This is a genomic window from Paraburkholderia dioscoreae, from assembly GCF_902459535.1.
GTDB lineage: Bacteria > Pseudomonadota > Gammaproteobacteria > Burkholderiales > Burkholderiaceae > Paraburkholderia > Paraburkholderia dioscoreae.
This window is the reverse complement of sequence record NZ_LR699555.1, coordinates 22,806-38,350: the sequence shown is the minus strand read 5'-3', so window position 1 is coordinate 38,350 and position 15,545 is coordinate 22,806. Positions and strand designations below refer to the sequence as shown.

The 15,545-nt window shown below is 59.1% G+C and carries 14 protein-coding genes and 1 pseudogene; 7 read left to right on the top strand and 8 right to left on the bottom strand.

Annotated elements, in window-relative coordinates; all coding sequences use genetic code 11:
• Positions 1-381: 381 nt before the first annotated feature.
• The 3 genes from PDMSB3_RS35990 to PDMSB3_RS35980 form a co-directional block, all read right to left on the bottom strand.
• Entirely contained in the window at positions 382-921 is a 540-nt protein-coding gene (locus PDMSB3_RS35990; RefSeq protein WP_165189818.1) for a hypothetical protein, read from the bottom strand.
• Positions 918-2,228: a restriction endonuclease gene (locus PDMSB3_RS35985; RefSeq protein WP_165189816.1), complete on the bottom strand. Its 1,311-nt coding sequence runs from the start codon at positions 2,226-2,228 to the stop codon at positions 918-920. Before PDMSB3_RS35985 ends, PDMSB3_RS35990 begins: the two co-directional genes overlap by 4 nt.
• A 130-nt stretch (positions 2,229-2,358) precedes the next feature.
• On the bottom strand, positions 2,359-3,390 hold the full coding sequence (locus tag PDMSB3_RS35980; RefSeq protein WP_165189814.1) for a DUF2806 domain-containing protein: 1,032 nt from the start codon (positions 3,388-3,390) through the stop codon (positions 2,359-2,361).
• A 376-nt stretch (positions 3,391-3,766) separates the two neighbouring features.
• Between PDMSB3_RS35980 and PDMSB3_RS38100 the strand changes: the two are divergent.
• Positions 3,767-3,850 (top strand): annotated as a pseudogene (locus tag PDMSB3_RS38100) (SIR2 family NAD-dependent protein deacylase); the annotation flags it as partial.
• A 139-nt stretch (positions 3,851-3,989) separates the two neighbouring features.
• Here the strand turns inward: PDMSB3_RS38100 and PDMSB3_RS35975 are convergent.
• Positions 3,990-4,256, bottom strand: coding sequence for a hypothetical protein (locus PDMSB3_RS35975; protein WP_165189812.1), 267 nt, complete (start codon positions 4,254-4,256; stop codon positions 3,990-3,992).
• Positions 4,257-4,327: 71 nt separating this feature from the next.
• Here PDMSB3_RS35975 and PDMSB3_RS35970 point away from each other — a divergent pair, with 71 nt between their 5' ends.
• Positions 4,328-5,422 (top strand): ArsO family NAD(P)H-dependent flavin-containing monooxygenase, encoded by a 1,095-nt coding sequence (locus PDMSB3_RS35970; protein WP_197740323.1) that lies wholly within the window; start codon positions 4,328-4,330, stop codon positions 5,420-5,422.
• A complete protein-coding gene (gene arsC / locus PDMSB3_RS35965; RefSeq protein ID WP_165189810.1) occupies positions 5,419-5,841 on the top strand; it encodes an arsenate reductase (glutaredoxin) in 423 nt (140 codons plus the stop codon). Before PDMSB3_RS35970 ends, arsC begins: the two co-directional genes overlap by 4 nt.
• Positions 5,842-5,933: 92 nt before the next feature.
• On the opposite strand, the gene moaA is transcribed toward arsC, so the two are convergent.
• The 3 genes from moaA to PDMSB3_RS35950 form a co-directional block, all read right to left on the bottom strand.
• Positions 5,934-7,061 (bottom strand): GTP 3',8-cyclase MoaA, encoded by a 1,128-nt coding sequence (moaA, locus tag PDMSB3_RS35960; protein WP_165189808.1) that lies wholly within the window; start codon positions 7,059-7,061, stop codon positions 5,934-5,936.
• Between the two features lie 79 nt (positions 7,062-7,140).
• The gene (locus PDMSB3_RS35955) at positions 7,141-9,618 is read right to left on the bottom strand and encodes an arsenate reductase (azurin) large subunit (RefSeq protein ID WP_165189806.1); all 2,478 of its coding nucleotides are present in this window, start codon (positions 9,616-9,618) and stop codon (positions 7,141-7,143) included.
• Between the two features lie 16 nt (positions 9,619-9,634).
• Positions 9,635-10,159: an arsenate reductase (azurin) small subunit gene (locus PDMSB3_RS35950; protein WP_165189804.1), complete on the bottom strand. Its 525-nt coding sequence runs from the start codon at positions 10,157-10,159 to the stop codon at positions 9,635-9,637.
• A gap of 176 nt (positions 10,160-10,335) precedes the next feature.
• Here PDMSB3_RS35950 and PDMSB3_RS35945 point away from each other — a divergent pair, with 176 nt between their 5' ends.
• From PDMSB3_RS35945 to PDMSB3_RS35930, 4 genes are read left to right on the top strand one after another with little or no spacing between them, the layout of a single operon-like run.
• Positions 10,336-11,214, top strand: coding sequence for a substrate-binding domain-containing protein (locus PDMSB3_RS35945; RefSeq protein WP_165189802.1), 879 nt, complete (start codon positions 10,336-10,338; stop codon positions 11,212-11,214).
• 10 nt (positions 11,215-11,224) lie between these two features.
• Positions 11,225-12,682, top strand: coding sequence for a sensor histidine kinase (locus tag PDMSB3_RS35940; protein WP_165189800.1), 1,458 nt, complete (start codon positions 11,225-11,227; stop codon positions 12,680-12,682).
• A gap of 14 nt (positions 12,683-12,696) precedes the next feature.
• A complete protein-coding gene (locus PDMSB3_RS35935; RefSeq protein WP_165189798.1) occupies positions 12,697-14,034 on the top strand; it encodes a sigma-54-dependent transcriptional regulator in 1,338 nt (445 codons plus the stop codon).
• Between the two features lie 42 nt (positions 14,035-14,076).
• Entirely contained in the window at positions 14,077-14,385 is a 309-nt protein-coding gene (locus PDMSB3_RS35930) for an acylphosphatase (RefSeq protein ID WP_165189796.1), read from the top strand.
• Between the two features lie 85 nt (positions 14,386-14,470).
• Here PDMSB3_RS35930 and arsB read toward each other — a convergent pair whose 3' ends face one another.
• Positions 14,471-15,544 (bottom strand): ACR3 family arsenite efflux transporter, encoded by a 1,074-nt coding sequence (gene arsB, locus PDMSB3_RS35925; protein WP_165189794.1) that lies wholly within the window; start codon positions 15,542-15,544, stop codon positions 14,471-14,473.
• Between the last annotated feature and the right edge of the window lies 1 nt (position 15,545).

Here is a 15,545-nt window from a genome sequence, read left to right as displayed (position 1 = left end):
GATGTTGCTGGATGTGCGCGATCCACGACGGAACTCTCCGGAAGGAGACCCAAGGTAGAAGGTGCGAAAAGAACCCGCAGAAAAGAATTCGATCGTGGATGCACGGTGCGGCCTCTTGTGTGAGCGTTACCCGGCTTCTCATCGCCAAATGAGGTGAGCGGGCGCATGGCAGGGTTGGCGAACCGGTCACACAAGCAGCCGGCAGACCCGAAGGTCTCCCCACCAGGCCCGCCCATTGAAAGCAGCGCGCAGAGGCAATACGCACAAAAAAAGCCGCATGCGCGGCCGTGCGCTTGTATGAAGCGGGTCGCCAAACCCGGCACCGTTTGTTTAAGGTGCGAACCGAGTATACCGCAGGCGCCAATGGGAATAAATAGGGTGTCAGGAGATCGACGGCCGGGCGTCGTCGCCGTCAGGCCTAGCGTTCCGCGGGCGCATAGGAGCAAATTGCCACTTCAGGAACACGCCGACCGGCACCTTACCTTTCTTCTCGTCACGCTCGCAGAAGTAATAGACGAAGCAGTGAACGAGAGCAAGAATCGCCGGGCCGAGCAGCAGGCCGTCGGTCCATCCTGCTCCGCCAACGGTAGCCGTGCCGTCAGCTGCGTGGCAGACATAACCGAGATAGACGTCGACAGGAAACCCCGCGATGAACGTGAGGGCGAAGATCGCCGCGGCGGGTACGTCCCTGTTGTGCCCCCGAGCCCGCTGTAGCCAAAGGACAACGCACAGCAGCACGGTGCCCGGAAGCACATGCACCGCGTGGGCATCGCAGTACGACGAAAACGTCGAGATCAGCAGGGACAGCAGGAACACAACGCGGTGGAACCATCCCAACGCGCTGAAACTGCGGGGCAGGTAAAGCAGCGACAGGGTCAACGGCAACAAGGCCCCGACCGGGTGGATAGAGACGATGTTCACTGGGCTTTGAGCGTCTTTTGGACGGCTTCCACCCGTTGCTGATCTTCTGCTCGCTGGGCTGCGGCCTTTGCTTTCCGGAAGGCCGCGACTCGCTTTACGATGTCCATAAGGTCGGTGATGTTTTTTACCGTTGGCTCGACTGCGAAGAGAGGACAGTGATTATCTTTGTCAACCGCGAACCCCACGACACACGGCTCATCCCCCTTCTCGATTCGGATAAATCGGCCGTCAGTTTCCTCGTTTAGCCCGTCCGGGTCAAACCGGAGCCAGTACGCTTCAAGCTCGTTCCTGCCATCGGACAGCGCTTTGCGGTCAGAGAGCATCACCCGTTTGCAGTTGCTGCTGCAGAGATCCTGCATTTCTGCCGCGACCTGGTTCAAAATTGGGCCCAGCAGCACCTCTAGCACCTCGTCGGGGAAAGGGTCGGACTCCCGACGATTGACGTAACCAATCACGAGACGAGCCGTCACATCGCCCGGCAACAATTCCAGCACAACAAGGATCAGATAGGCGAACGTGCGGATCAGAATGCGCTGGTCCATTCCCGTCCGGGACGACCGGATGAAAAGATAACCTATGTTGGTTAGCCCGATACCCAGCACCTCGACAGCCGTTTCTGGATGGAGCACCGCTCCCCATGGCCTGTGTGTGATGTCTCCGTTGGCAAACTCGTTGACGACCAATGCGAAGATGCCCATCCCGGTCAACTCGACGCGCTCGCGCTCGTTCCAGATGTCGACGAGCGTCCTGGGAGACACGAATTCAAGCTTGTTCCAGAAGCGGCTTTCCATCGCTTGTGCCCGGCCGCGCATGCTCAGTGCTTCGGAAAACAGCCGAAGCACGACATCCGGATGCCGCGACAGATACCGCTCAAGGTGAGCCTGGTCCCAAAGCTGGACCTTGGGCGATGGATGCTTTTTCTGCCACTCTTTCACCCAGTCAAGAGTCGGGTTGGAGTACTGCGTGTTTGTGGCGATTATCAGGCGATCGAGCCCGTCATAGGCCAGCGCGTTATTCACGGCCGCCTTCACCTCGTGGGACTCGACCGTGCCGGTCCTGCCTTTGCATTCGATCCACCAGCGCTGTTGCCGGATCTCGCCCTCCCCGTCCGGTTCAAAGAAGTGCGCCTCGAGATCGCGACCGCCATCGGCTGCGCCACCACCGCTGCCGCCGATGCGCCACTCGAGATCCTTGGCGCCCATTGCATCAAGTAGCCAATAAACGCATTCTTCGAGATCTTTCCCTTTAAGATCCGCGAAGGGAATGGCCGCAGGCAGGACCCAGTCGTGATTCGTGTTATTCGCCATAGTTCTCGACTCCGGCAATGCAATGAGCAGTGGTTGAGCCGGGCACTCACCAGTAGGATCGTGTCCCGATGACCGCCAGTGTCCCATCCGACCAGACTGTTGATCTGCATCTAGCTGACTACGGTCCGCGTCAGATGCTGACCTCGTCAAACAGTTCGACCCCGGCGATGCCTTCCGCGCGCGCGCGACAGGAAGCAATGGAGACATCGAATCCCTTGGTTTTGCAATGCTCCGCCACGGCACGCACATATTCGGGCGGCGCCGGCATCGGACACAGCGAAAGCGCTTCGGTCCCCAGCGGAGTGGTTTTGAAGCCATGAAGTTCAAGCACCGCCGTCGAATCAGGCCCGCGCACGACAATGGCCCGATCGTTGATCGTCAGCACCCGATGAAAGATGGCCGTCGAATCGGAGGCGAATCTTTGCAGGACGTTCCCCATGTAACCCAAGCCCGAGAGAAGTCCGAGTTCCTGCAGGAAGAAGGGGAACTCCGGGTTGTCGTGATAGACCTGAGGCGTCTGCATCACGCCGTACATCAGGATGAAGCGACGGTCGGTAATGAACGGGCAGACGAACTGAATTTTCTCCGCTTCTTCCCTAGACAGGTTCTTGAGGAAGTCCAGCGTGCGCAGGGAGAACGTACCGGGCGCCTTGATCTCCCCGGCCAGCACGTTCCCGAAGAGGGACTGCAGCTCGTCCGAAGACATCTGGGAAGCACACGCCCGCCACCGGTAGAGCCAGTCAGAATCGGCGAATGTCGCGGGCGGTTCGGTCGGATCGTCCCGCAAAACCCCTTCGGCCTTCAGGATCGTCTTCGCGATGTTGATCTCCTCCCGCAGTAGATTGATTGCCCTGCTATCGGCCGCGGCCGTGAGCAGCGATTGCGGGTCCAGCACGGGTTCGGCGCGGCCGTCGACGACTTCAGCGTTGCCCGGCAGGAGCCTGATGGATGCACCATCCTGGACAACCTTTTTCCGACCGGCGCGGATCTCGTCCGCATCCTTTTCCGCCTGAGCGATGACTAGAGTCTCGCGCTCGCGGCTCTGCAGTTGCGCGCGAGCCTCCCGCTTCATCTGCCACGGTTTCAGAAACCCGCTCACACCCCTGTCTAGCGATGTCCACAGCCTGATCAATAATTGCTCGCCGGGAAGCTGCACGGTCATTGGTTTTCTCCACAAACGGAAGAGGTTCGGAAAGACCTATTGTCGCCTGGAGGCGGTTTTCGCATGCGAAAGAGCGCGCCTCGTTCGTCGTCCGCCCCGTTCCTATAGGAGTCGCCGCTGCCCGTCATCGAGGCGGCCTGCCGCAGTGTTTCACTATGCGGGCGTCAGATTGGTGTAGAGTACTGTATATCCATACAGGTTGTTGCCATGGCCGCTGCTCAAATTCACGTCGAAGCAATCCATCCCGCCCTGTGGACCTATACCCTAACGATGCATAGTTTGTGGGTTGAACGCACGGAAGCTTTGTGTGGCATGGCGTCCACCTAGTTTGCCTTTCGATGTATCAATACATCGAAATACATCCTTCCTTTCAAAGGATGGTCAGTTCCAAAAGGCCGGGTTTCCCGAAAACCGGGTCCACGAATGCCATGGGTCAATTCACACACCCCAATGCCTGGATGACGGTCTCGACGTCCGGTGTACAGCACGTAATGCATCAAGGTGCCGAGAGCGAGTATCTCTTGGTCATGCGTGAAGACTTCCGATAACCCAGGAGTGTCCGAGGTTGGCACCGCGCAGCTTTCGGACAGTGCTTACGTTCAAGCCTGGCTCGTAGTGCCGTTGCAGCGCCGGGAGAGCTCACCGGCAGCGACCGCCGCATGACTCTCGATTCCATCCGCTGTTTCGCGCGAGGCATGCGCTATCTCTGGCAACAACTCCGTAAGCTCCTGCAGCGCAACGTGCTGCTCGGCGCATGACATGGCAGCCACACCGGCATAAAGCTCTAACGCCCGTTCTATCAATAGTTGCAGGCGTGCGGCGGACGGCCCAAGGCCGCTGGTAATCTTCGACAGGTCAGAAGTCATTACACACCTCACAGACTTACATCGAACACAACATATCCAGTATTATCGAAGTATCATTTACCTGATTCGATATGTCTATCAGCAAAGCTTCAGCGGCTATTCCAATCGATGTCGTCGTGGTCGGCGGTGGTCAATCGTCGCTGGCAGTCGCCTATTTCTTGCGCCGGGCGGGCATCGGCTACGTCGTGCTCGATGACCAGCCGGCTCCTGGCGGAGCATGGCAGCATACCTGGGACTCGCTTCACCTCTTTTCGCCGGCACAGTGGAGTTCACTGCCCGGATGGTTGATGCCAGCCACGGCAGAGACATACCCGTCGCGAGAGCATGTCGTCCGCTATCTCACGGAATACGAGAAGCGCTACGAAATTCCGGTCCGTCGTCCTGTGGACGTGACATCGGTGTCGCGTCGCGAAGACGGGCTGCTTGTATCAACGGACCACGGCGAGTGGCTTGCAAAGACCGTGGTCAGTGCCACAGGAACATGGGCGCGCCCATATATTCCGGACTATCCGGGACAGGCCTGCTTCGAAGGTGAGCAATTGCACTCAGCCCACTATAGGAAACCAGAGATATTCCACGGAAAGAATGTACTGGTTGTAGGTGGTGGAAACTCGGGCGCACAGATACTCGCCGAGCTGTCGCAGGTCTGTCACACAACATGGGTTACGTTGGAAGAGCCCACTTTATTGCCGGATGATGTTGACGGACGCGTGCTCTTCGAACGGGCAACTGAACGGTGGATAGCCCGTGCGGAAGGTCGCGCGGACCCCGCGCCGACGGGAGGCCTGGGCGACATTGTGATGGTGCCGCCGGTGCGCGACGCTCGTGAGCGGGGAGTTCTGCATTCTGTGCGCCCGTTCTCACATTTCACGGTCGACGGCGTCGTGTGGAAAGACGGCTCGCACGCGCGTGTCGACGCCGTTATCTGGTGTACCGGCTTCCGCCCAGCACTCGAACATCTACAGCCTCTGCATGTCCTTAACGACGCTGGCCGCGTCGATGTAGTCGAAGGTCGCGCGGTGCTGGAGCCCAGGCTCTGGCTGGTCGGATACGGCGAATGGTGTGGCTTCGCGTCCGCGACGCTCATCGGCGTGATGCGCTCTGCCAGGTCGACTGCAACACAGATTGGCCAATATTTAACTTCTTTTGAGGACTCGAATCCATGAACGTCACCATTTATCACAACCCCGAATGCGGCACCTCGCGGAACACTCTGGCCATGATTCGCAATGCCGGCATCGAACCGACCGTTATTGAATACCTGAAGACGCCGCCGTCTCGCGAAACGCTTGTAGACCTTATCGAGCGGTCGGGACTTAGCGTGCGTGACACAGTGCGCCAGAAGGGCACCCCGTATGCGGACTTGGGGCTGGATGACCCACTGGTCAGCGACGACCAGCTCGTTGACGCAATGCTGGAGCATCCCATTCTCATCAACCGGCCGCTTGTGGTGACCGACCACGGTGTACGGCTGTGCCGCCCGTCTGAAGTTATTCTCGACATCCTGCCCGAAGCCCGCGCGGTGCCGTTCGTGAAAGAGGACGGTGAGGTTGTCGTCGACGAACATGGACATCGTGTGAAGTAGTTTACCCATCCAGCGAAGTGGCTATCGGATGGGCCGACCGAATAATCACCCTCGACCTTTGTGATGAATGGCAGCAGAGCGGCCGTTTGCCATCAACCGCCGATGAACGACATTTCGACTTTGGACCAGTCGTCTGCGGCGCTGCTTTCACCACGTTGCTCTGAGTAGCGGTCGGCCCTCCGCTTCCATTGGCCAGCAATCAGTTGGCGCAATGCTTTATCTGTGTGGCCGTTTCGCATTGGTGTGCGTATGTCCAGGCCGCGAGAGGCGAACAGACACGTGAAGAGCTGACCGTCTGCCGACAACCGCAGCCTGGTACAGCCGCCGCAGAAAGGCTTTGAGACGCTTGAGATGACGCCGATTTTTCCTTGACCATCGGCGTAGCGAAACCGAACCGATGTGTCCGAAGGCTTCTCGCGGCCAGCTGATACAAGGGGGAATTCCGAATCGACGGTACGAACAACCTCGGACGACGGCACCACCGACTCCATGTTCCAGCCGTTGCTCGCACCGACATCCATGAACTCGATGAAACGGACTTCCACGCCAGTTCCCCGGAAATGGCGTGCCATCGGCAGAATCTGCGTGTCGTTCACGCCGCGCTTCACCACCATGTTGACCTTGACCGGAGCGAGGCCGACACGCCGTGCAGCGTCAATTCCCTCCAGCACCGATGCGGCAGGAAAACCGACGCCATTCATCCGCTGAAACACAGCCTCGTCTATTGAGTCGAGACTGACTGTGATGCGCTTTAATCCCGCATCCCGCAGCGACTGCGCCTTGCGACTTAGCAGAGAGCCGTTGGTCGTCAGTGTCAACTCGACGTCCTCGCCACGAGGCGTCCGCAACGTGGCCAACCTCTCGACAAGATATTCAAGGTCTTTTCGCAGCAGCGGTTCTCCACCGGTGAGTCGAATCTTTTCGACACCGAGTCCAACGAACATGCGCGCAATGCGCTCGATTGCCTCGAAGCTGAGCAGTTCGCGCCGGGGCAGAAACGCATAGTCTTTGCCAAACACCTCCTTCGGCATGCAGTAGACGCAACGGAAGTTGCAGCGGTCCGTAACCGAAATGCGCAGGTCTCGCAACGGGCGATGGCGCGTGTCCCGAAGTGGCAACTCCATTACCGCGGAGTCGGACGCAAACAAATCGCGCTCAGCCGGGTCGGCGGCGCTGACTTCCACGAGCGGAATGACTCGCCCCAGCGTAAATGCCTTCATCGCAGCTCCACTCCCACGTGCGGATAGCCGGCGGTTGAGAAAAAGAGAATACGGCCGGCAATGCGCCGGCCATCGTCACCTATGTATAACGGCGACTCTTGAAGCTGACTTTTTGTTTGTAATCCTCCACCGACCCGACGCGACGGATGTTCGCCCACGTGCCCTTGTAGTACGGAATGATGTTGCGGTCCGTCCATGTGGTCGTGACGTTGTCCTGAATGCCGTTGATGTGGCCGAACACCATGAAGGTCTGGTCATGCTTCAGTTCCGCAGCCGGATAGGCCATTGCGTACGTGGACCCAAAGTCGTTGAAGACTTCGACGATATCGCCCGCGCCAATTCCGAGCCCCTGTGCATCGTCCGGGTTGATTTCGATATAGGCCATCGGGTCCCGGTCACGAACGAATTCGTTGTACTGGTCGTGGTAAACCGTTTGCCACACTTCGTTCGTACGACCGTTGTTAATCCAGAAGCGGTATTTCCCTTTCTGGTCTGCAACCAGTTTTGGCAACCCTGGCCAGGGAGACGGCTTGAACTGCGCCTTGCCGTCTGGCGTATCGAATTTGCCGTCCATGTACATCATTTCGGTGCCGACAAGCTTCCCTCCTTCCCACGCCTTCGCTGGCAACTGCACCCCGTTGTTGGCCATGGCGCGTAGCCGTTCGTAAGTGACCAGGTTACCGGTATTGCCGCCCTGGCTGTCTATCTTTTCCACGCCTGGTTGCCCGGCGCGACGGAATCCATCGTTGAACGCGTCCTCCTCGGTCTTCCAGTCGAAACCGTCAAACCGCGAGGCCATCTTCGTGTTGCCATCTTTCTGATACATGGCGCGCAGCGTGTTGGCGACGCGCGCGGCGATGAGACAGTCTGGCATCGCGCTTCCGGGCGGGTCCATGAACCGTTCGGACAGGCGCATGCGGCGCTCACCGTTCATAGATGTCAGATTCATCTCACCCGGGTGCGTTGCGGGCAGCATGAGGTGCGCGGCCTCCTGGAGCTTCGTCGGATAGATGTTGATACTCGTCACGAACAGACCGCCTTTGCTTGTCGCGTCGTAAATCACATCGACCAGTTGCTCGGTGCTCGCGCCACGTGCGCTCTGCATCGCATCTTTCACGATTTGCGAGCGACGCAAGACCACCTCGCGCAGTCCCTGCGCGTTGTTGCTCGTCTGGAAGTTGTTGCACGCCCACCACGTCATCATCCGTCCCTTACCATGGATGAGTTCCTGGTCGATGTATATCTTCGTGTCGCCGGGATACGGCGGCCTCGTGTATCCCTCCTGATGTCCGCCCATGCGCACGCAGCCCGTGCCTCGACGCCCGACATTGTGGGTGGCCAGCGCAACGTCCAGCAGCGACGACTGAATCAGATAGTTGTCGTTGCCCCAGATGATGCCCTTTTCGTAGGTATGCATCGTTCTCGGAAGCTGCCCCGACCCCTTCGGCTTATATGACCATTCCGCCGCGGTCTGAATTTTCTCAACAGGCACGCCTGTGATTTTGCTGCACTCGTCGAGTGACAGCTTGTTGGCCTGGACTGCCGCGTCGAACCCATTCGTATGGGCGGCTATGAAATCCTTGTCAATCCATCCCTGCTGGACCACGTAGGTGAAAATCCCGTTGAACAATGCGATGTCAGTGCCCGGCTGGATGTCCAGATGCAGCACGTTGTCCTTTCCGGCTACCTGTTCGGCAATGGCAACGGTTGGGGTGCGTCGTGGGTCCACGAAAACGACTTTCGTCTTCGGGAACGCCTCGCCTGGGAAGCGTTGTTTTTTCTTGTCGAGCGTCCCGCCCTGCAGGTTCGGCACCCAGTGATTCAGGAAGTAGTTAGTCTGCGTTTCGTACGAATTCGCGCCGATAGACCAGATGACATCGGCCAGCTCGGCATCCTCGTACGAATTGTTCAACTCGCCAATGCCCATCTCACGGGTGGCGTGGCACTCCGAGTTGTACGCGGGACGGTTGTGAATGCGGACCATCGGCGTCTGCAGCGCGGTGAACATCAGCTTGCCGGAACCCCACGTGTTCTCGAATCCGCCGCCCGCACCACCATGGTCGAAAGCAGAGAAGACAATACCGCTCGGGCCATCCTTGTCGAGCACCTTCTTCATTAACCCGGCATAGAGCGCCATCGCCTGGTCCCAGGTCGTATCCACCCACTGGTCGCTTAGATAGATGCGCGGTTGTCTCAGGCGCTCCTGGGTTATCCCGTCAGCCGCGTACATGTACATCGCCATCTTGCCGCCTCGCGTCGAACTCAAGCCGCTGTTCACGACGCAGCTCTTGTCCGGGACAATCATGATGGTATGGCGCGAGCCGTCGCGGTCGGTGACCACGTTTTCCATGGCAGGCGTCATAATGAGCGAGAGCGGCGGCACCTGTTTGCGAAAATCAACACCGAGCGCATTCTGGTTCGGCGCGCGGCCACCTTCCTGGTCTTCCGGCCATTTGTACACGTGGTACCCGCATCCAACGATGCAGAAATGGCAGGTCATATTGGTTCGCTGGGCCGTGACCGGCGGTAGCGCAATGCGGTCCTTATCGGTAGGCATTTTCAGCTCCTCGAACTCAAAGAACGTTGGCCTGGCGGCCGTATATCAACCCTTCCACGCCGACTGCCGACACGGTGCCTGTCTTCTCGTCATATTGAAGTCGCACGCGCGGCAGATTTTCGGTGGCCTGCCCGGCAATCATCTGTCCGGCTTTCTCCGCATCGAACATGCTGAAGTGGCAGGGACACTTGAAGACCTTCGTCGTGGGCTCGTATATGACGGGACAGCCCATGTGGGTGCACATGGCGCTGTAGGCGACGATATCGCCATCCGGTCCAACGCCACCCGGTACCCGGCTGCCTAGCTTGAGCGCTGTGCAGGGCGACGCGGCATCGGGGTAGGCAAACGAGACTGGCGCGTTGAGCGCCATGCCGCCGACATGGGCTACGGGTTTTCTCGGATACGGAAGTTTCGTCCTGCTCGTATCCGTTGCGTTCGCGGCAGAAGCCACGTTCGGAGCAAGCGCTGACGCGGCAGTAGCCGCAATCGAGCCGCCACTGATTTTTAGAAATGTACGGCGTGCGACTTTTAAGTCTGACATGGTCTCCTCCTCGCTTGAATCTTGCTCGGGTAGTCGTTAGCATCGACTTAATGGCAAGACGTATGCCATGCAGTCAAACGTCCGCCGAGAGCCTTGCGCACTGCGGGTAGTAATTCAGCAGACCTGATGGACGCCATTACCGTCCGGTAACGGTTCGTGATTGGGGGAGAGCCGTTATGTCACCAATTCGTAACATCGGGCGGCGGCGGGTTCTGCGCTTCGCGTTAGGCGTTCCACTCCTCTCGTCCTTCAAAGTTCCATTTGCCAGCGAAAGCCCGGCGGTTGCGTTCGGTACGACCGCTGTATTCCTCGACAACGAGATCAACCTGCTGGACCGGTGGAGCCGCGAGCTTGGTGCGGTATGCAGTGCAGACGTGAAGTTTGTGCAGCGCAATAGCTATCGCGAGATTGACGACCTGCTGGCCGAGAACAGGCTGGATGTAGCGTGGGTCTGTGGGTTTCCGTACGTCACGAACCCACTGACGATGCGGTTGATGGCGATACCGGCCTATCAGGGGCAGCCGCTCTATCGTTCGTACCTGATTGTTCCCAGAAGCGACACGCAGACGACCCACATCTCGCAGCTTCGGAACCGGGTGTTCGCATACAGCGACCCGCAATCAAATTCCGGTTTTCTGGTCCCGACTACCGAACTGATACGTGCGGGTATCCGGCCGACCCGGTTTTTCAGGAAGTCATTCTTCACGTATGCGCACAGGAAAGTTGTTGATGCCGTGACGACTGGTCTCGCGGACGCGGGTGAGATTGATGGCTATGTCTATGACACCATCGAGAAGCAGTACCCGGAACGCACCCGCGACGTACGCGTTGCGTGGCGCTCCCCGCAGTATGGTTTTCCGCCGATTGTGGCGCGTCACTCGCTCGACGACGAATCGTTTCTTCGAATTCAGCGTGCGTTGCTCGGGATGAACGACCGTCCTGAAGGTCGGGATGTGTTGCAGCGATTGAACCTTGACGGCTTCGTGCCGAACGACGACAGGGTGTTCGACGGTATCCGCGGCCTGGTTGCGATTCTGAACTCCGGGCCGGTGTAGGGCCACGCAGATGCTGTCCCATCTCAGCTACCGCTACAAGATCCCGCTCGCGCTGAGCGCAGTCATTCTGTTGACGGAAATACTCGTGACCATCGCGCTCGTAAGCGTCGCGGTGTCGGATGCCAGAAATGACCTCGAGAGTAGCGCCCAGAATCTGTGCCGCGTTCTCACGCTGTCGGTTCGCGACCCGATGGTCAAGGACGACCTGTGGCGGGCATTCGAAGCGATTCGAACGCCGGTGGCGGTCAGGGAGCCCTCGAATCCGCTGAAGGAAATCGTTCTGTTTGATGCCAGGGCGCGGGTGTACGCGTCAACCTCTCCCCGGGAGGAACCTGTCCAGCGGCCGGTCGCCCACCTTCCCGCCCAGTTCGGTACGGTTATCTCTCATCTTGGAGGCTCCGGTGACCAGTTCTTCTTTGACTTCCCTGGATTGTTCGCGAGCCGTGATGTCACCGCCGGCATGCCAGTGAATTCCGACGACGGGAGCCGCCTCGGCTATGTGGTGCTGGTCTATGACGCTAATACCTTCTACGGCCGCGTGCGCTCGACGCTGCTCAAGCTCGCCGTAGCCACGGTGCCAGCTTTGTTGCTACTGATACCGTTGGGCTGGGTATGGGGCGACCGGATGGCGAAGCCGCTCCTTCGCCTCGCAGCGGCCATGGCTCGTGTTGGAAAGGAGCATCCGGAAAAAGTGGGGGCGGGCATCACCGCGCAAAGCAACGACGAAATAGGACAGCTGGAACAGCAGTTTCAGACCATGCTTGCGGAACTGGCGCAAAAACAGGACCTGGAACGCGAAGTTGTCGTCTCCGAGAGACTCGCGGCCGTGGGCCAGGTGGCAGCCGGCATCGCGCACGAAATCAACAATCCACTGGGCGGCATGCTGAACGCTATCGACACGCTCAATACTCATGGTGAGCCCGACGCTCAAACAAAGAAGACGCTAGGACTGCTCGAACGTGGTCTCGGTCAAATCCGCGCGACTGTCGGCGCGTTGCTGTTTGAGGCGCGGCTTGACTCGCCTGCGATGAGTTTGTCGGACTGGCAGGACTTGAAGCTGTTGATAGCACCGCAGATGCAGGCGAAGCAGGCAATGTTTCATTGGGACATTGACTTGGACGAAGCGATAGCATTACCCGCACACCTGGTGCGCCAGCTCGTGCTCAACCTGCTGCTGAACGCGGTGAAGGCCGTGGAGGTCGGTGGGCGTGTTGACTGCCTGGTTGCAGTCGACGGGGTTGGACTGCAGATAACAGTATCGAACACTGGTCAGCACATCTCGGGCGTCGCCATGGAGCACCTGTTCGAACCGTTTGGGGCGGTTGCCGTGGCCGAGGGCCGTCGCTCGTACAGCCTTGGACTGTGGGTGAGTTATCAAATCGTTACGCAGCTCGGTGGCACAATTTCAGTGGATAGCGCACCGGGACGGACGTACTTTGCCGTGCTGTTGCCCGTTACTTCTCCGTGAAACAGGAGAGCATCATGTCGACCACGCTTATCTGTGTTGTCGAAGACGACCCCATCATGGGCGAGTCCCTGGCTGACCGCTTCCGCCTGGAAGGGTTCGATGTGGACTGGCATACCGATGGTGAGTCGGCTTTCGGTGCTCTGCAGAATCGCCCTTATCAGGCCGTCATCAGCGATATCCGGCTGCCCGACATTTCAGGCGAGGATCTGTTTTCGCGGTCGGTGGCCGCGCACGGCTCCGTGCCGCCATTTGTTTTCATCACGGCCTACGCGTCAGTCGATACGGCAGTTGCTCTCCTCAAAAGCGGCGCAGCAGACTACATCACGAAGCCGTTCGACATTGGCGCGCTGGTCGACAAGGTAAGACTTCTCACAGGGACGGGCATACCTGACCGGGCCATGCCGGCGCAGAGCGAGCTAGGTGTGTCCGAAGCGATGCGGCGCCTCGCCGAACTGGTGCCGAGAGTCGCTGGTCGAGCCAAATCGATTCTGATTACCGGCGAATCGGGTGTCGGCAAGGAAGTGCTCGCGCGGTTCGTTCATCGACATGCGCCGGGCGACGCGCTGCCGTTCGTCGCAGTCAACTGTGGTGCCGTTCCAGAGACGCTTCTCGAATCCGAATTTTTCGGCCACGAGAGGGGCGCGTTCACCGGCGCAGAGCGTCAGAAGAAGGGGTACTTCGAGCAGGCGGAGGGCGGCACTCTGTTTCTTGATGAGATAGGCGATTTGCCCCTGTCGATGCAGGTAAAGCTGCTGCGTGCATTGCAGGAGCGCCGCGTCACGAGAGTTGGGGGCGAGAGAGGGTTCGAAACCACCTTCTGGCTGGTCTGCGCGACGAATCGGGACCTCGCGGAACTGGTCCGGGTCGGGAAGTTTCGGGAAGACCTTTTTTACCGCATCAACATCCTGCAGCTACGCGTACCGGCACTTCGCGACCGGCCCGACGATGTCCTATGGCTTGCGCACCGTTTCGTACGCGATATCGCGGGCCAGCTCAGCGAGCCGACGAAGGTTTTTCACCCTTCGGCAGAGGCGCGACTTGCGACGTACGGCTGGCCCGGCAACGTACGGGAACTGCAAAATCGCCTTGAGCGCGCATGCATCGTGTGCTCCCGCAATATCCTGTTTTCATCCGATATTTTCGAGGAAGACGGCTCTCACGGCGCATCGGCTCTGGATATGGACACGCCGCTCGATGGCTACATGGCCGCATGCGAAAACGCCTTCATTCGCGCGGCGCTGCTGCAGCACCAAGGTCGCATTTCCGAGACTGCGCATGCCTTGGGAATTTCGAGGAAGAGCCTGTGGGAGAAGATGCGCAAGCATGCGATTGCGGCCGAGCCGCTTCATTGAACCGCCCTCGCAGGTGCGTCGGCACGCAACGGGAGCACGCGCATGGAATCTCACGACAAGGACGAGCCGCTCGAGACCCGACTGGTGCAGGTGCTCGGCCAGGTGCAGGGCGTGGGCTATCGGGAGGCCTGCGTCCGCCGCGCGCGAGAGCTGGGCGTCACAGGCTGGGTCCGCAACCGAACAGACGGTTCAGTAGAAGCAATGCTGCAGGGCTCGCCGGAGCAGGTGGCCGCCCTGTGCGCCTGGCTCAGCGAAGGCATGTCCGCTGCGCTTGTCGAAGCGCTTGAGGTAACCGAGATGCCGCCACCGTTTGCCCGCTTTGACAATTTCGAGCGCTTGCCCACCCTGTGAAGGTAAGCAAATCGCTCTGGTGAAAGAAGGCGTCGATCCGCATTCATGCGGCACCGACACCTTCTCCGGGAAACGCCTGAGTCAGTTACGACGTCCGCTGGTACCAGTGTCGCGATGAGTTGACCACCTTGACGACGACGAGCATGAGCGGTACTTCGATAAGTACACCCACGACAGTCGCCAATGCGGCGCCAGATTTGAGTCCGAACAGACTGATTGCTGTCGCAACCGCCAACTCGAAAAAGTTGGACGCGCCAATCAGGCAGGACGGAGCAGCGACGTCGTGCGGCACGCCGAGCTGTCGGTTCGCCAGGTAGGCGAGCGACGAATTGATAATCACCTGAATCAGGATGGGCACTGCGAGAAGCAGGATAACCACCGGCTGAGCAATGATTTGCTCGCCCTGAAACGCGAAGAGCAATACCAGCGTCAGCAGCAGTGCAGCGATGGAGAACGGGCCAATCTTCGACAGCGCTCGCTGGAAAGCCTGCTCGCCCTGGCGTAGGAGAGCTTTGCGGACAATCTGGGCGATGATGACCGGGATGACGATGTAGAGCACCACGGAAGTCAGCAGCGTATCCCACGGCACCGTGATGTTCGAGATGCCGAGAAGGAGTCCGACAACAGGGGCAAACGCGAACACCATTATCAGGTCATTCAGCGCGACCTGCGACAGCGTGAAGTACGGGTCACCCTTTGTCAGTTGGCTCCAGACGAAGACCATCGCTGTGCAGGGCGCCGCAGCGAGAAGGATGAGGCCGGCGACGTAGCTGTCCAACTGGTCTGCAGGCAACAGCGACGCGAACGCGTGTCGCACGAAGACCCACGCCAGAAATGCCATGGTGAATGGCTTGACCGCCCAGTTGATGACGAGCGTCACGCCGATGCCTTTCACCTGGTTGCGAACCTTTCCCAGCGAGGCGAAGTCGATGCGCAGCAGCATCGGAATAATCATGACCCAAATCAGAATCCCGACCGGGATGTTGACGTGGGCGACTTCAAGCGTCGAAACGGTGTGCACGGTGCCAGGCAACAACTTGCCGAGGACAATGCCAACCACAATGCACAGCGCGACCCATACGGACAGATAGCGTTCGAAGAATCCGATTCCGCTGGGTGCCGGCCGCGCTGCTTTTGCAGCGGTTTGACTGCCTGCCATC

What these genes read in the sequence shown, in the direction of transcription:
- PDMSB3_RS35970 (WP_197740323.1), top strand. Translation starts at nt 4,328, where the DNA reads ATGTCTATCAGCAAAGCTTCAGCGGCTATTCCAATCGATGTCGTCGTG.
- moaA (WP_165189808.1), bottom strand. Translation starts at nt 7,061, where the DNA reads ATGAAGGCATTTACGCTGGGGCGAGTCATTCCGCTCGTGGAAGTCAGC.
- PDMSB3_RS35980 (WP_165189814.1), bottom strand. Translation starts at nt 3,390, where the DNA reads ATGACCGTGCAGCTTCCCGGCGAGCAATTATTGATCAGGCTGTGGACA.
- PDMSB3_RS35950 (WP_165189804.1), bottom strand. Translation starts at nt 10,159, where the DNA reads ATGTCAGACTTAAAAGTCGCACGCCGTACATTTCTAAAAATCAGTGGC.
- PDMSB3_RS35975 (WP_165189812.1), bottom strand. Translation starts at nt 4,256, where the DNA reads ATGACTTCTGACCTGTCGAAGATTACCAGCGGCCTTGGGCCGTCCGCC.
- arsC (WP_165189810.1), top strand. Translation starts at nt 5,419, where the DNA reads ATGAACGTCACCATTTATCACAACCCCGAATGCGGCACCTCGCGGAAC.
- PDMSB3_RS35955 (WP_165189806.1), bottom strand. Translation starts at nt 9,618, where the DNA reads ATGCCTACCGATAAGGACCGCATTGCGCTACCGCCGGTCACGGCCCAG.
- arsB (WP_165189794.1), bottom strand. Translation starts at nt 15,544, where the DNA reads ATGGCAGGCAGTCAAACCGCTGCAAAAGCAGCGCGGCCGGCACCCAGC.
- PDMSB3_RS35935 (WP_165189798.1), top strand. Translation starts at nt 12,697, where the DNA reads ATGTCGACCACGCTTATCTGTGTTGTCGAAGACGACCCCATCATGGGC.
- PDMSB3_RS35945 (WP_165189802.1), top strand. Translation starts at nt 10,336, where the DNA reads ATGTCACCAATTCGTAACATCGGGCGGCGGCGGGTTCTGCGCTTCGCG.
- PDMSB3_RS35985 (WP_165189816.1), bottom strand. Translation starts at nt 2,228, where the DNA reads ATGGCGAATAACACGAATCACGACTGGGTCCTGCCTGCGGCCATTCCC.
- PDMSB3_RS35930 (WP_165189796.1), top strand. Translation starts at nt 14,077, where the DNA reads ATGGAATCTCACGACAAGGACGAGCCGCTCGAGACCCGACTGGTGCAG.
- PDMSB3_RS35940 (WP_165189800.1), top strand. Translation starts at nt 11,225, where the DNA reads ATGCTGTCCCATCTCAGCTACCGCTACAAGATCCCGCTCGCGCTGAGC.